Genomic DNA, 13,291 nt, shown 5'->3' with positions numbered 1-13,291 from the left:
TCAGGCTCCCGTCGTTTCGTCGGCCTGCTTGCCTTCCTGCTTGGCGCGTTCGAGTTCGGCCGCCTGATGCGAGAGACCGAGATTCTTGGCCACCATCGCCCCGGCCCCGGCCGCCGCGCCGGCAACTGCAGCCAGCACGGCCGCCGAACCGAGCGTTGCCCCGATGCCCTTTTCCTCGACGATGCGCGGCAGGAAAACCGAGGGCTCGATGTTCTTCATCTTGGCCATCGCGTGGATCGGCTTGGCAAAGCCGACACCCTCTTCGGTACAGCCGATACAGGGGTGGCCGCAGGCAACCGGCCAGGTGCCGGCACCGGCGTCGCCGAACATGATCACCGAACAGTTGGCGTAGGTTTCCGGCCCCTTGCAGCCGAGCTTGTACAGGCAGTAGCCCTTGCGATGGCCATCGTCGCCGAATTCCATGGCAAAACGGCCGGCGTCAAAGTGGGCGCGGCGTTCGCAGTTTTCGTGGATCAGGCGGGAATAGGCGAACTTCGGGCGTCCTTTCTCATCGACTGCCGGCAGCTTGCCGAAGGTCAGGAAGTGCACCACCGTAGACAGGAAGTTGTACGGGTTGGGCGGGCAGCCGGGAATGGTCACCACCGGCTTGCCCAGAACCTGGGCTACCCCGCTCGACCCGGTGGGGCTCTCGGTCGCCCCGGGAATCGACGGAATGGTCGAGGGCATGCCGCCCCACGAGGCGCAGGAACCCATTGCAATTACCGCCGCCGCATCGGCAGCACATTCCTTGAGCAGTTCGATCGCGGTCTTGCCGCCAATCTTGCAATAGACGCCGCCGTCGCGGGTCGGAATGGCGCCCTCAACCACCAGCAGGTATTTGCCCTTGTGGCGCTTCATCGCCGCCAGTCGCGCTTCTTCGACCTGGTGACCGGCAGCGGCGAACAGGGTTTCGTGATAATCGAGCGAGATCACGTCGAGAATCAGCTTTTCCAGGGTCGGGTGCTCGGCGCGCAGCATCGACTCGGTGCAGCCGGTACATTCCTGGAAGTGCAACCAGATTACCGATGGCCGCTCCTTGTTGGCGACCGCTTCGGCCACTGCCGCGTCGGCGCCTTGCGGCAGGCCGAGGGTGGTCGCCATCGCGGCGCAGAATTGCAGGAATTCGCGACGATCCATCGACAGGCGGTCTGCCGCCGCGCCAATGCGGTCATCGCTTTCCAGCGTAATCAGGTCTTGCTTAGCCATCGAGTTCCCCCTTTTTGTCGTCCTGGTCCGGCGTTTTGCCGGTTGTGAGGCGCAGGCAGGTCGGCTGCGCCCAATTGCGGGAGAGGGAAAGGGCAAAAGCTGTGCCAGATGGACTATTTCAGAATATTCAACAACTTGCACCAGGTTGCAGTGCAACAAAATGGAAACAGGGCTTCCACTTGCTCAACCCAAGTGGAAGCCCCGGACTCATACGAAATAATTAGATATGAAAAAACAGGGAATTAGCCGGCCACCCTCACTGGAAAGCCAGCCCCAGAACCGATTCAGCGGCTAATACGCAGACGCTCTCCGGCACGCAACAACGCCGCCTGCAACTCATCCAGACGGATCGGCTTGGCCACATAGTCGTTCATCCCAACCTCAAGACAAGCCTCGCGGTCACCTTCCATGGCATTGGCAGTCATCGCCACGATATGTGGGCGACGACCGTCGGGATAGGCCTCGACGATACGCCGGGTTGCTTCCAGACCATCCATTTCCGGCATCTGTACATCCATCAGGATCACGTCGTACGCCTGGCGCTCCAGAGCGGCCAGCGCCTCCAGGCCATTCCCTGCAAGATCGGCCTGATAACCGAGCTTGCCCAGCAAATGGGCGGCTACCCGCTGATTGACCGGGTTATCCTCGACCAGCAGCAGGCGCAAACTCCGCCCGCCAGTCTGCTCCGGGGCCGGCGTGCCAGCCGGCGAGGACGAACTCGCAATAGGATGCAACCCCGACTCAGGCAGCACTGAGACCAGAATCTGGAACAGGGTACTGAAACGCAAGGGTTTGTTGAGCAGCGCGGCAAACGGTGCACGCTCGGCCTCGCTGAGGGAACGCCCCAGCGACGAGAGCAGGATGCAGGGCAGCGCCACCCCTGCGGGGCGGCTGCGAATTGCCCTGGCCAGGTCGCTGCCATCCATTTCGGGCATCTGCATGTCGAGCACGGCAACATCCGGACGCAAACCCTCGTCCAAGGCCGCAAGCGCTGCTTGCGGCGAGGCAAAGGCCAGCACCCGCATGCCCCATTGCTGCCCGAGCCTTTCCAGCAGACAGAGATTGGCCGGATTGTCATCGACCGCCAGCAGGGACTTTCCGCACAAGTCCTGCCGATGCTCGCTTTCCCATGTCGCCAGCGCCTCGCGGGCGGCAGGCAAGGTCAGGGTGAAACTGAAACAGCTGCCTCCCCCTGGCTGACCACTGCTCTCGACACTGATCCCGCCTCCCATCAGTTCGCTGAGCCGCTTGCTGATCGCCAAGCCCAGCCCGGTCCCTCCGAAACGACGAGTGGTCGAGGCATCGACCTGGCTGAAGGATTTGAACAGACGATCGATTTTTTCCGGCGGAATACCAATCCCCGTATCGCGAACGCTGAAGCACAGACTCACCGGCCGCCCCTCGCCAATCGTCTGCCCGGGCTCACCGGTAAGCACTTCAACCCGTACGACAACTTGCCCTTGCTCGGTAAACTTGACCGCATTGCCCAACAAATTGACCAGAATTTGTCGCAAACGGGTGATGTCGCCACGCAAGGTACGGGGTAGATCGGGGTTGAAATCATGGACCAGTTCCAGCCCTTTTTCGGCGGCACGCAAGGACACCAGATCGAGGGCACTGTCGATGCACTCGTAGAGATCGAAGGGATGCGACTCCAGTTCGAGATGGCCGGCCTCGATCTTGGAATAGTCGAGAATATCGTTGATCAGCACCAGCAGCGATTCGGAACTGGTCCGCACGGTCTGGACATACTCGCGCTGGGTGGGATCGAGCGGCGTATCTTCAAGCAGGGAACCCATGCCGATCACCGCGTTGAGCGGAGTACGGATTTCATGGCTCATGTTGGCAAGGAACATCGATTTGGCCAGGCTTGCCTGCTCCGCCGCCTCGGCAGCAGCCTGCCGTGCCATTTCGGTCGCCCGCCGTTCGCTGATGTCACGAAAGACCACGACGGCCCCGGCAATGCCGCCAGCAGCCCCCGGCAAAGGGGTACTGGTGTACTCGACCGGAAAACTGCTGCCATCCCGCCGCCAGAAAACATCCTGATCGACATGCCTGGTTTCGCCATCGCGCATGGTGTGCACAATCGGGCACGCCGGCTCGGGATAATCGCTGCCATCGGCATGGCGGTAATGACTCAAGTGATGCAGAGAATGCCCGATCGCCTCATCTTCCCGAAGTTGCAGCATATGCAAGGCGGCCGGATTGATGAAGGTGGTTTTCCCGGCCGGATCAACACCATAGACCCCTTCGCCGAGCGCGGTCAGCATTTGCGCCCGCTGCTGTCCGAGTTGCTCGATGGTGCGACTAGCAGATTCGCGTTCAGACAGGGCATGGGCAGCACGCCGTAACAACAGGAAAAGCACCACCAGCAAAGTGGCAAAGGTAAGCACGACGATCAATGCCGACTGGCGAATCACCTGATTGAGGTCGGCAGCCCGCCGGGTTACATCATAATAGACCTCGAAGGCGCCGATGAAACGCCCCTCACGCATTACCGGAATGTAGGTTTCGACAATCGACAAGGTCAGGTCTTCGCCTTCTGCCGACTTGCCCCCCTTCTGCTCAAGCTTGCTCCAGGGCTGCCCCTGGGCAACCTGCTGAAAAAAATACGGCTCGGCGATCCGGCGGCCGATTTCCTCGGGCCGGGTTGAAAAGACCATCTCGCCGGTCGAATCGAAAAGGCGCAGCTTCCACAACCCCAGCTGTGTCCGCAAATTGTGCATCTGCCCCGAGAAGTGCCGGTCAGAGGCTAGCGCCTCACGGCTCAGCACCTGCTTCTCGGCGAGCAGCAGCACCGCCAGATGTGTCGCCACCCTTTCGGCCTCATCTTCGGTATTGGCGATCAGCAACTGATTGAAAGCAGGGAAAACGGCGAAATGGATGTAAGCCACCAGCACGGCCAGCAACACCAGCACGCTCAGGAAAAGATTCCTGAGAAAAGCAATTTTCAGCATCGACAAGCGCCCGGGCAGATCAGTATCCGCTGATTCTAGCGCGCCCTCGCCACTGCTGCGTGGAAGAAAATAAACGGCAGCCTTGGCTGCCGTTTATTTGCGCTGAGCGGTAGTTAATTGACTTGCTGAATCCCGGCAACCACCCAGCCGCGACTACCGTCGGTCGGCTTGGTCATGTGCCAGACCTCATCGAAGGCTTCCGGAGCACCGCCATCCTCACGGATCAGGCCATGGAAGCGGACGCTGACCACATAGCGCTGACCTTCGTCAGCAACGTCCAGCACTTCGGCATTCAACTGGGCAACATCCGTTTCCTGCTTGCCCTGCGCACGCTCGCCCATCTGCAGCTTGATCTCGGCGAACATCTCGGGCGAGGTAAATTCGCGGATGTCGTCAAGGTTGCCCGCATCGTTGGCGGCCTGCAAGCGGATGAAATTAACCTTGGCATTACGGACAAAGCCTTCGGCATCAAAACCTGCCGGATAGACCGGGGCAGCGGTCGGAGCAGCACTACCACCAGCCAGTGGCTCAGCCGGCATTAACGGTGCCGGACGCTCGAAACCGGAACCGATCCCGGCATATTGCAAATTGCCGGCCGGCGCCTGGGCCGCAGCCTTCTTGCGCATGATGAAACCGATGACTGCCAAGACCACCATGACCAGCAACCCGATCATCAGCATGTTAGCGAGTTGCTCACCAAAACCGAAATGAGAAGCCAGCGCCGCCAGGCCGAGACCTGCCGCCAAGCCGGCGAGCGGGCCCATCCACGAACGCTTGGGCTGAGCTTGCGGCGCTGCGGCTGGGGCTGCGGCCTGCTGGTGAGCCGGACTGGGAGCCGCTTGCGGAGTTTGCGCCGGAGTGGCAGTGGGTGACTTGGTGGGTGCCACCGACTGGCGTTGCATGCCGGTCGACGAACCGCCGCCGAAGCGCTTGGCTGCTTCGGCATCACCAATGCTAAGCGTGGCCCCAAGCAACAGCGCGGCAGCCATCAATGCGAAGTTTTTCATGTGTCCCTCCTGAGGATGAATTCGACAGGGCGCAGTTTAATCCCTGATCTCCGTCGATAAAACATGATTTTTAATTGGTCTTATTTCGATAAAAACTGACTATTTAAACAATCTGGCGGTCGCTTCCGGCGATGACGGGAAATAGAAATGTACATAGGAAGCCGTCAGCCGTTGCCGCCGATAAATCACCTCCCCAGGTTCGCCATTTTGCTTGCTTGCCCGCAGCAAGGGCTGGAGGTCGCTTTCGCTGCGCGAGTAATGGAAGGTGTGTCCGGACAGCCGCCCCTCGGGCAAATCGGCGAACTGAGTGCCAAGTGCGCTCAGACGCGGTTGCATCACCGCCTTGCCGGGCAGCAATCCCCCCAGGCGATGAACACAGCCTTCCTTATCCACAATTTCTTCAAACAGACTCATCATCCCGCCACATTCGGCAAGCAAAGGCTTGCCGGCAGTCACGTGCGCTGCCAGCGCCTGCCACAGGGGACGCCGGGCTGCCAGTTCTGCGGCATGCAATTCGGGATAGCCGCCAGGCAGCCAGACCGCGTCGCAGGCAGGCAGTTCGTCGCCAGCCAGCGGCGAAAAAAAGAGCAGTTCGGCCCCCAGTTGCGTCAGGGTTTCCAGATTTGCCGGATAGGCAAAACCGTAGGCGGCATCGCGGGCAACGGCAATCCTCCGCCCCGCCAGCAATTTCGGAATGGCTGGCGGAGAAAACGGCGAAAACGCCACGGGAGCAGGCAAGTCGACCGTGGCCGTTGCAACCAGTGCATCAGCCAGCTTGTCCAGACGCTGCGCCAGATCGTCGATTTCCGCCGCCTGCAATAGCCCGAGATGGCGTTCCGGCAGGCTGTCGCCGTTTTTTGGCAGTGCCCCATACCACCCCATCCCGACAGGCAGGCTGCCGCGCAAGATTTCGCCATGACGCGGACTAGCGACGCGGTTGGCGAGCACCCCGGCAAAGGGCAGGCCAGGCCGATAGCTGGCCAGGCCGTGGGCCAGGGCACCGAAAGTCTGGGCCATTTTGCCAGCATCGATCAGCGCCATCACCGGAATTCCGAAACGCTCGGCAATATCGGCGGCCGACGGGGTCCCGTCGAACAGCCCCATCACCCCCTCGATCAGAATCAGGTCCGAGTCGGCAGCAGCCCGCGCCAGACGCCAACGGGCGTCGTCTTCGCCGCACATGCCGAAATCGAGGTTCTGACACGGTCGACCGCTGGCAAAGGCATGAATCTGCGGGTCAAGAAAATCGGGACCACACTTGAAGACCGTGACCCGCCGCCCCTGGCGGGCATGTAAACGGGCCAGGGCGGCGGTAACGGTGGTTTTGCCCTGGCCGGAGGCCGGGGCGGCAATCATCAATGCAGGACACGAAAGCATGTTTTTCGGGGAGCAGGTTCAGTAATCGAGGCCGGGCATCGCCTTGACCCCAGCCTTGAAAGCGTGTTTTTCGTTGCCGATGTCGCTGACCGTATCGGCAGCGGCACGCAGTGCCTCGGGCGCCCCCCGGCCGGTAATCACGACATGCTGCAGCGTTGGACGAGCGGCCAGCCGCTGCAGAACCTCGTCAAGCTCCAGCCAGCCATACTTGAAGGCATAGGTCAGTTCGTCGAGCACGACCAGGCCGACTTCCGGGTCGGCCAGATAAGCACAGGCCTGGCCCCAAGCCGCCTGAGCGGCGCGGGCATCCTTTTCCTTGTCCTGGGTTTCCCAGGTAAAACCTTCGCCGCCGACATGCCAGCGGACACCGGGCTGGCGCCGAAAGAACGCCTCCTCTCCGGTATCCGAGCGCCCCTTGACGAACTGGACCACCGCGACCTTCAGGCCATGCCCGAGAGCCCGCGCAACGACACCGAAAGCTGCGGAGGATTTGCCTTTCCCATTACCGGTGTTGACCAGCAATACACCGCGCTCCTGCCGGGCGGCAGCGATTTTCTCATCGACCACCGCCTTCTTCTTTTGCATTCGCTCTTCGTGGCTCAGCGCCATTGCCCAGAACTCCAGTCAAGATGACGGGAAAATTCCCGCCCAGTAAAAACAGTGGCGAATTGTCGCCGCAAGCGGCGATTGACCGCCTTGATTCTCTCCGGTTCAATCGGAATCAGGACGGACAGCATTCTACCCGTCGTGCCGCCCCACCTCCACGAAGTTACGCGCCATTTCGCATAAAGCACTTTGAGATTAGCAGCTTAGTCCTTGACTCAATGATGTTTTCACCCCTATAGTTCGCGCCATGGATACCGAAATCGAAGCTCTCGAAGCGAAAGTCAATAAGGTCATTGCAGTCGTTACCCAGCTGCGGGCCGAAAACGAATCCCTGCGCAGCCAGCTGGCTGCGGCGGAGACTGAAAAACTGCGCCTGCAACAGACGATGACGGCGGCTCGCCAGCGTCTCGAAGGCCTGATCGACAAACTGCCCGAGGATCTCTGATGGCTGGCGAGGCAAACTACCTCGATGTCAAGATACTTGGCCGCGAGTACCGCGTTGCCTGCTCCGCCGACGAGCGTGAGGCCCTGCAGGAAGCGGTCGGCCTGGTGGATGACAAGATGCGCGACATCGCGCAGCGGACCAAAACCACGATTGCCGAACGCGTCGCGGTGATGGCCGCCCTGAATATCGCGCACGAACACCTCGCAGCAGCCAGGGCCAAAGGAACGGTTGTCAGCGCCGACACGAAGCGTAGAATCACCGATATGGGAGCACGACTCGACGCCGTGCTGGCATCCGCCCCGAGCAACGGTTTCTAACCGCCCCGGAGCAGCCCGGATGCCGACCACCGGGTTCCCTGCGGTGTTTGTTAAGGCCATAGATTCCTTGAACCAATGCTAATTGGCATCGGTTGCAGACCGTTAAACCGCTGTTGTGAGCGCCCCTTGGTCGGGCGCACCTGATGCGGGAGGAAAGCAACCACTCTGAACTCAGGTTCAGGATGCCGGCCTGACGGCACTCGCGGGGGCAAATCGACAACGGGTGGCAGATGATCTGCCGCCCGTTTCCTATTGGGAGTGGACGCTGAACTACTGGCTGATGAAATCAGAACCCGACGAGGTTTCGATAGATGATCTCGCCCGCCTCGGGCACGTTCCCTGGTTTGGCGTACGCAATTACCAGGCACGGAATTTCATGCGCGATGCCATGCGACCGGGCGACCTGACGTTCTTCTATCACTCCAGTTGCCCTCAGCCGGGCATTGCCGGAATTGGTCGGGTTGCCTCGGAACCTTATCCGGACGAAACCCAGTTTTCCACGGTCAACCCGTATTACGACGCAAAATCGACTCGCGAAAACCCACGCTGGCTATTGCGCGATATCGCTTTTGTCTGCAAAACCCGCCTGCTGCCGCTGATTGAACTGCGCCAGCATCCGGAACTCGCTGCCATGCCGCTGCTGGCGCGTGGCAATCGCCTTTCCATCTCCCCGGTCACGCCGGCCGAATGGAGTTTCATCACCGGGCAACTGCTCGGACTGACGCACTGCAAGGAATAACCCCATGTCCATCGAATGGCTGCTGGCCTATCTCGCGCTTGGCGCCTTTGTCGGTTTTTTTGCCGGACTGCTGGGCGTCGGCGGCGGCGGGATCATGGTCCCGGTGCTGACCACGATGTTCGCCGCCCAGGCATTCCCCCGCGAACACATGGTGCACCTGGCGCTGGGAACCTCAATGGCGGCCATTGTGCTGACCTCGCTGTCGAGTATGCGCGCCCACCACGCCCATGGTGCAGTCCGCTGGGATATCGTCAAGGGGATTGCCCCGGGCGTCCTGTTTGGCACCTTCGCTGGCACCTTTGTCGCGGCTGCGGCACCTACCCGGCCACTGGCCATCTTCTTTGGCGCCTTCATGGCCTACGTATCGCTGCAGATGATCCTCAACGTTAAGCCCAAGCCCTCGCGCGAACTGCCCGGCAGTGGCGGCTTGACCGCCGTGGGCACCGGCATCGGCGTGATTTCGGCACTGGTGGCGATCGGTGGCGGCTCGCTTTCGGTGCCATTCATGACCTGGTGCAACGTCAAGATGCAGAACGCCATCGGTACCTCGGCCGCCATCGGCCTGCCGATTGCCCTCGCCGGCGCGGCCGGCTATCTGATCAACGGCTGGAGCACCGAGGGCCTCCCGGAATGGTCGGTCGGCTACGTCTATCTGCCGGCACTGATCCTGATCAGCGCCGTTTCGACCTTCACCGCACCGCTCGGTGCCCGGCTGGCGCACCGCCTGCCGGTCGCAACACTGAAAAAAATCTTCGCCGGTGTCCTGATCCTGCTTTCGGCGAAGATGCTGCACACCGTTTTTGGTAGCTGATCAACGCGCCTTGAACTGCGGCTTACGCTTTTCCAGGAAGGCCGCCAGCCCCTCGCGGTAGTCCTCGGTTTCCAGAAAGGCAAAGGACGCCGCCTTTTCGGCATCGCTCAATGGCAGCCCATTTTCCAGGCGACGGATCCATTGCTTGTGCCAACCGGCAACCAGCGGCGCTCCCGCAGCAATCCGCCGGGCGGTTGCCGTAACCTCTTCGGCCAGCTGGGCATCCGGCACCACCCGGTTGACCAGCCCTTTTTCGTAAGCCTCGCGTGCGCCCATGATCCGCCCCTCAAGCAGAATTTCCTTGAGCACGGCGGCGCCGACCAGCCGCAGCAAACCCTCCATCTCGCCCGGATACATCGAGAAACCCAGGCGATTGATCGGCGCCCCAAAGCGCGAGGCTTCGCTGCACAAGCGCAGATCACAGGCCCCGGCAATTTCCAGACCTCCGCCGACACAGGCTCCATGAATCATCGCCACCGTCGGGTGCGGGCACTCGGCAATCGCATTCAATGCCTCCGCCACCTGGCCGTGGTAATGCAGCGCCTGTTCGAGAGTTGCCCGTCCGGTGACGAACTCCTCCAGATCGCCTCCGGCAGCAAAGGCTTCGTCACCTGCCCCGCGAATGATCAGGCAACGAATCTGCGGGCTGGCGGAAATCAGCCGCAAATGCGCCGAGATTTGCTGCCACATGGCCAGATTGATGGCGTTCAGCTTGCCGGGATTGTTCAGGGTCAGGGTGGCAATTTCGCCATCAACGGCGAGGTCGACCGTACTCATTGTGCTGTTCTCTCTGATTTCGTTTTGTAGTGAAAAAATGGAATTGTAAGGTCTTCTATAAGATATAATCGCGAAAGCGGTTCGTTTAATCGCTTCCGTAATTATTAATTAAATATCAACAAGGAGATCCAGCGATGAGCAGTGCGATGTATGAGCGCATGCGCGCCAATCCCAAATTCCAGGAGCTGGTGGCCCGCCGCGGCCGCTTTGCCTGGACCTTGGCAGCGGTAGTTCTGGTCATGTTCTACGGGTTTGTTATGGTGGTTGCCTTCAATCCGCTGTCCCTCGGCCAACCGCTGAGCGAAGGCTCGAAGCTGACCGTCGGCGTGACCGTGGAATTGTTCATGTTCATTTTCTTCTGGGTGCTGACTGCGGTTTACGTCAAGCGCGCCAACACTGAATTCGACGCCCTGACGCAGGAAATCGTCAAGGAAGCCTGGAAGGAGAACAAGTAATGCGCAAACTGATTACTACGCTGAGCCTGCTCAGCCTGTCCACGCTGGCCATTGCCGCCGACGCCGTCGCCCAGACGGAAAAGCAGGCGACCAACTGGCACGCGATCATCATGTTCTGCATCTTCGTCGCGATGACGATGGGGATCACCTACTGGGCTGCGTCGCGCACCAAGTCGACCTCCGACTTCTACACCGCCGGCGGCGGCATCACCGGTTTCCAGAACGGCCTGGCGATTGCCGGCGACTACATGTCGGCCGCCACGCTGCTCGGTCTGACCGCGATGGTGTATACCCAGGGTTACGACGGCTACATCTACATGCTGTGCTTCTTCGCCGGCTGGCCGATCATCCTGTTCCTGATGGCTGAACGTCTGCGCAACCTCGGCAAGTTCACCTTCTCCGACATCACCGCCTACCGCCTCGACCAGGGCAAGGTGCGCACGATGGCCGCGATTTCCTCGCTGACCGTCGTCTGCTTCTACCTGATCGCGCAGATGGTCGGTGCCGGTCAGCTGATCAAGCTGCTCTTCGGCCTCGAGTACAACACCGCGATCTTTGTCGTCGGCATCCTGATGATGGTCTATGTCACCTTCGGCGGCATGGTTGCCACCACCTGGGTGCAGATCATCAAGGCCTGCATGCTGCTTTCCGGCGGCACGCTGGTGATGTTCCTGGCAATGAGCGAGTTCGGGTTCTCCTTCACCAACCTGCTGGAAAAGGCAACCGCCGTCCATAAGCTGGGCGACAAGCTGATGTACCCGGGCGCCCTGCTCAAGGATCCGGTCACCGCGATCTCCCTCGGCTTGGGCCTGATGTTCGGTACCGCCGGCCTGCCGCACATCCTGATGCGCTTCTTCACCGTCACCGACGCCAAGGAAGCCCGCAAGTCCGTGCTCTACGCTTCTGGTTTCGTCGCCTACTTCTTCAACGTGATCTTCCTGATGGGTCTCTGCGGCATCCTGATCGTCGGCCAGAATCCGGAGTTCTTTGAAGGCGGCACCATCGGCGGCAAGCTGATCGGCGGCGGCAACATGGTTGCCATGCACCTGGCCAAGGCCGTCGGCGGCAACATGCTGCTCGGCTTCCTGGCGGCTGTGGCCTTCGCCACCATCCTGGCCGTGGTTTCCGGTCTGGCCCTGGCGGGCGCCTCCGCGATCTCGCACGACATCTACGCTCGCGTGATCATGAAGGGCCAGGCTTCCGAAGCTACCGAAATCCGCGTCTCCAAGATCGCCACCATCTGCCTGGGCTTTGTTGCCATCGTTCTCGGCATCCTGTTCGAGAAGATGAACATCGCGTTCATGGTCGGTCTGGCCTTCGGCGTTGCCGCTGCCGCAAACTTCCCGGTCCTGATCCTGTCGATGTACTGGAAGGGTCTGACCACCAAGGGCGCACTGTGGGGCGGTTACTCCGGCCTGATCTCCGCCGTCTGCTTCGTGCTGTTCTCGAAGTCGGTGTGGGTCGACGTGCTCGGCAACAAGGCCGCGCTGTTCCCCTACACCCAGCCGGCCCTGTTCGCCATGCCGATCGCCTTCCTGATGGCTTACATCATGTCCAAGGCCGATGCCAGCGCCCGCGCCAAGCAGGAAATCGAAGCTTACGAAGACCAGTATGTGCGCGCACAGACCGGTTACGGCGCCGCTTCCGCCAGCAACCACTAAGCAACCCGAGCTTCCCCGTCGAACGGGGAAGCGAGCATTAAAAAAAACCCTGCCGGATTACGGCAGGGTTTTTTTGCTTTTGGCCGCGTCGACCGTGAAAGTCAGTGCGACAATCAGCTCAGGCGGCCTTGCTGCTCTTCGAATCGACCTTGGCTGCTGCCTCGCGGCCGCTGAGCAGGTGATCGTGCATCAGGCGCTCGGCAGTAACGGCGTCCTTGTTGGCAATCGCGGCAACGATGGCACGATGCTCGTCCAGCGACTGCTGCAGACGCCCTTCCAGCGACAGAGAATGCAGGCGAGACAGTTTGAGCACTTTGCGCAGATCCTGAATCACCGATAGCAGCCAGCGATTGCCGGACAATTCCTGAACCCGCTTATGAAAAGCCTGATTAGCCTCGAAGAAGGCGTCGATCCGCCCCTCACGCGCCGCATTTTCAAGCTGATCGTGAATTTCCTTGAGCGACGCCAGTTCCGCTGGCTTGACTCGCTGGGTAGCTTCAAAGGCACAGCGACCTTCGAGCAGCGCCATCAGGGGAAAGATGTCGTCAAGGTCCTGCCGGGAAATTTCGGTCACATAGCAGCCGCGACGCGGCTTGAGCTCGACCAGTCCTTCGGCGGCGAGCACCTTTAGCGCCTCGCGCAAGGGCGTCCGGGAAATTCCGTACTGTTCGGCCAGCTTCTGCTCGTCAATCCAGCTGCCGGGCGAAATTTCGTGGGCGAAGATGCGCTGGCGCAAGCGTTCAGCGACTTCCTGATAAAGCGCGGTGGGAGCGATACGATTCATTTTTGCGGTGAGAGATGGTTGGGAGCCAGCTTTTATATCCGGCTTGTTCCATAATTATGGATAACGTATTATGTACGCTTTGCTATGTCAAGTTAGACCCTTAAGCGTAGAATTTTGAATTCTGCATCATCGGTCTGAAAAAATCGAAT

At 60.5% G+C, this 13,291-nt stretch carries 13 protein-coding genes and 1 other RNA gene; 7 read left to right on the top strand and 7 right to left on the bottom strand.

The window, feature by feature from the left end; all coding sequences use genetic code 11:
• From VX159_RS00900 to cobO, 5 genes are all read right to left on the bottom strand, one after another.
• On the bottom strand, positions 1-1,206 hold the full coding sequence (locus VX159_RS00900) for a hydrogenase small subunit (protein ID WP_371324117.1): 1,206 nt from the start codon (positions 1,204-1,206) through the stop codon (positions 1-3).
• A 284-nt stretch (positions 1,207-1,490) separates the two neighbouring features.
• Positions 1,491-4,163 carry a response regulator gene (locus VX159_RS00895; protein WP_371324116.1) on the bottom strand — a complete coding sequence of 891 codons (2,673 nt, stop codon included), beginning with the start codon at positions 4,161-4,163 and terminating at the stop codon, positions 1,491-1,493.
• A gap of 113 nt (positions 4,164-4,276) precedes the next feature.
• On the bottom strand, positions 4,277-5,170 hold the full coding sequence (locus tag VX159_RS00890; RefSeq protein ID WP_371324115.1) for a Tim44 domain-containing protein: 894 nt from the start codon (positions 5,168-5,170) through the stop codon (positions 4,277-4,279).
• 99 nt (positions 5,171-5,269) lie between these two features.
• The gene (locus VX159_RS00885; RefSeq protein ID WP_371324114.1) at positions 5,270-6,526 is read right to left on the bottom strand and encodes a cobyrinate a,c-diamide synthase; all 1,257 of its coding nucleotides are present in this window, start codon (positions 6,524-6,526) and stop codon (positions 5,270-5,272) included.
• 39 nt (positions 6,527-6,565) lie between these two features.
• Positions 6,566-7,156 (bottom strand): cob(I)yrinic acid a,c-diamide adenosyltransferase, encoded by a 591-nt coding sequence (gene cobO, locus VX159_RS00880; protein ID WP_371324113.1) that lies wholly within the window; start codon positions 7,154-7,156, stop codon positions 6,566-6,568.
• A gap of 244 nt (positions 7,157-7,400) precedes the next feature.
• Between cobO and VX159_RS00875 the strand changes: the two genes are divergently transcribed.
• The 5 genes from VX159_RS00875 to VX159_RS00855 all read left to right on the top strand — a co-directional run bounded on the left by VX159_RS00875 (position 7,401) and on the right by VX159_RS00855 (position 9,465).
• Positions 7,401-7,598, top strand: a complete 198-nt coding sequence (locus VX159_RS00875) for a hypothetical protein (protein ID WP_371324112.1) — start codon at positions 7,401-7,403, stop codon at positions 7,596-7,598.
• The gene (locus VX159_RS00870; protein WP_371324111.1) at positions 7,598-7,915 is read left to right on the top strand and encodes a cell division protein ZapA; all 318 of its coding nucleotides are present in this window, start codon (positions 7,598-7,600) and stop codon (positions 7,913-7,915) included. Before VX159_RS00875 ends, VX159_RS00870 begins: the two co-directional genes overlap by 1 nt.
• Positions 7,916-7,947: 32 nt before the next feature.
• A non-coding RNA gene (gene ssrS / locus VX159_RS00865) (6S RNA) lies at positions 7,948-8,128 on the top strand.
• Positions 8,129-8,195: 67 nt separating this feature from the next.
• Positions 8,196-8,654 (top strand): EVE domain-containing protein, encoded by a 459-nt coding sequence (locus VX159_RS00860; protein ID WP_371324110.1) that lies wholly within the window; start codon positions 8,196-8,198, stop codon positions 8,652-8,654.
• A 4-nt stretch (positions 8,655-8,658) separates the two neighbouring features.
• A complete protein-coding gene (locus VX159_RS00855; RefSeq protein ID WP_371324109.1) occupies positions 8,659-9,465 on the top strand; it encodes a sulfite exporter TauE/SafE family protein in 807 nt (268 codons plus the stop codon).
• Here VX159_RS00855 and VX159_RS00850 read toward each other — a convergent pair whose 3' ends face one another.
• Positions 9,466-10,242 (bottom strand): enoyl-CoA hydratase/isomerase family protein, encoded by a 777-nt coding sequence (locus VX159_RS00850; protein ID WP_371324108.1) that lies wholly within the window; start codon positions 10,240-10,242, stop codon positions 9,466-9,468.
• A gap of 134 nt (positions 10,243-10,376) precedes the next feature.
• Here VX159_RS00850 and VX159_RS00845 point away from each other — a divergent pair, with 134 nt between their 5' ends.
• Positions 10,377-10,697, top strand: a complete 321-nt coding sequence (locus VX159_RS00845; RefSeq protein WP_371324107.1) for a DUF485 domain-containing protein — start codon at positions 10,377-10,379, stop codon at positions 10,695-10,697.
• A complete protein-coding gene (locus VX159_RS00840; protein WP_371324106.1) occupies positions 10,697-12,358 on the top strand; it encodes a cation acetate symporter in 1,662 nt (553 codons plus the stop codon). The genes VX159_RS00845 and VX159_RS00840 overlap by 1 nt, the downstream gene beginning before the upstream one ends.
• A 118-nt stretch (positions 12,359-12,476) precedes the next feature.
• On the opposite strand, the gene VX159_RS00835 is transcribed toward VX159_RS00840, so the two are convergent.
• Positions 12,477-13,142: a GntR family transcriptional regulator gene (locus VX159_RS00835; RefSeq protein WP_371324105.1), complete on the bottom strand. Its 666-nt coding sequence runs from the start codon at positions 13,140-13,142 to the stop codon at positions 12,477-12,479.
• Positions 13,143-13,291: the final 149 nt, after the last annotated feature.

Source organism: Dechloromonas sp. ZY10 (genome assembly GCF_041378895.1).
In the GTDB taxonomy this organism is placed as follows: domain Bacteria; phylum Pseudomonadota; class Gammaproteobacteria; order Burkholderiales; family Rhodocyclaceae; genus Azonexus; species Azonexus aquae.
This window is presented reverse-complemented; position numbering and strand designations above follow the sequence as displayed.

Excerpts from the sequence above, each read along its gene's own strand:
- VX159_RS00900 (WP_371324117.1), bottom strand. The coding sequence starts at position 1,206 with ATGGCTAAGCAAGACCTGATTACGCTGGAAAGCGATGACCGCATTGGC.
- VX159_RS00855 (WP_371324109.1), top strand. The coding sequence starts at position 8,659 with ATGTCCATCGAATGGCTGCTGGCCTATCTCGCGCTTGGCGCCTTTGTC.
- VX159_RS00850 (WP_371324108.1), bottom strand. The coding sequence starts at position 10,242 with ATGAGTACGGTCGACCTCGCCGTTGATGGCGAAATTGCCACCCTGACC.
- VX159_RS00875 (WP_371324112.1), top strand. The coding sequence starts at position 7,401 with ATGGATACCGAAATCGAAGCTCTCGAAGCGAAAGTCAATAAGGTCATT.
- VX159_RS00845 (WP_371324107.1), top strand. The coding sequence starts at position 10,377 with ATGAGCAGTGCGATGTATGAGCGCATGCGCGCCAATCCCAAATTCCAG.
- VX159_RS00895 (WP_371324116.1), bottom strand. The coding sequence starts at position 4,163 with ATGCTGAAAATTGCTTTTCTCAGGAATCTTTTCCTGAGCGTGCTGGTG.
- VX159_RS00885 (WP_371324114.1), bottom strand. The coding sequence starts at position 6,526 with ATGATTGCCGCCCCGGCCTCCGGCCAGGGCAAAACCACCGTTACCGCC.
- VX159_RS00870 (WP_371324111.1), top strand. The coding sequence starts at position 7,598 with ATGGCTGGCGAGGCAAACTACCTCGATGTCAAGATACTTGGCCGCGAG.
- VX159_RS00860 (WP_371324110.1), top strand. The coding sequence starts at position 8,196 with ATGAAATCAGAACCCGACGAGGTTTCGATAGATGATCTCGCCCGCCTC.
- VX159_RS00890 (WP_371324115.1), bottom strand. The coding sequence starts at position 5,170 with ATGAAAAACTTCGCATTGATGGCTGCCGCGCTGTTGCTTGGGGCCACG.
- VX159_RS00835 (WP_371324105.1), bottom strand. The coding sequence starts at position 13,142 with ATGAATCGTATCGCTCCCACCGCGCTTTATCAGGAAGTCGCTGAACGC.
- VX159_RS00840 (WP_371324106.1), top strand. The coding sequence starts at position 10,697 with ATGCGCAAACTGATTACTACGCTGAGCCTGCTCAGCCTGTCCACGCTG.
- cobO (WP_371324113.1), bottom strand. The coding sequence starts at position 7,156 with ATGGCGCTGAGCCACGAAGAGCGAATGCAAAAGAAGAAGGCGGTGGTC.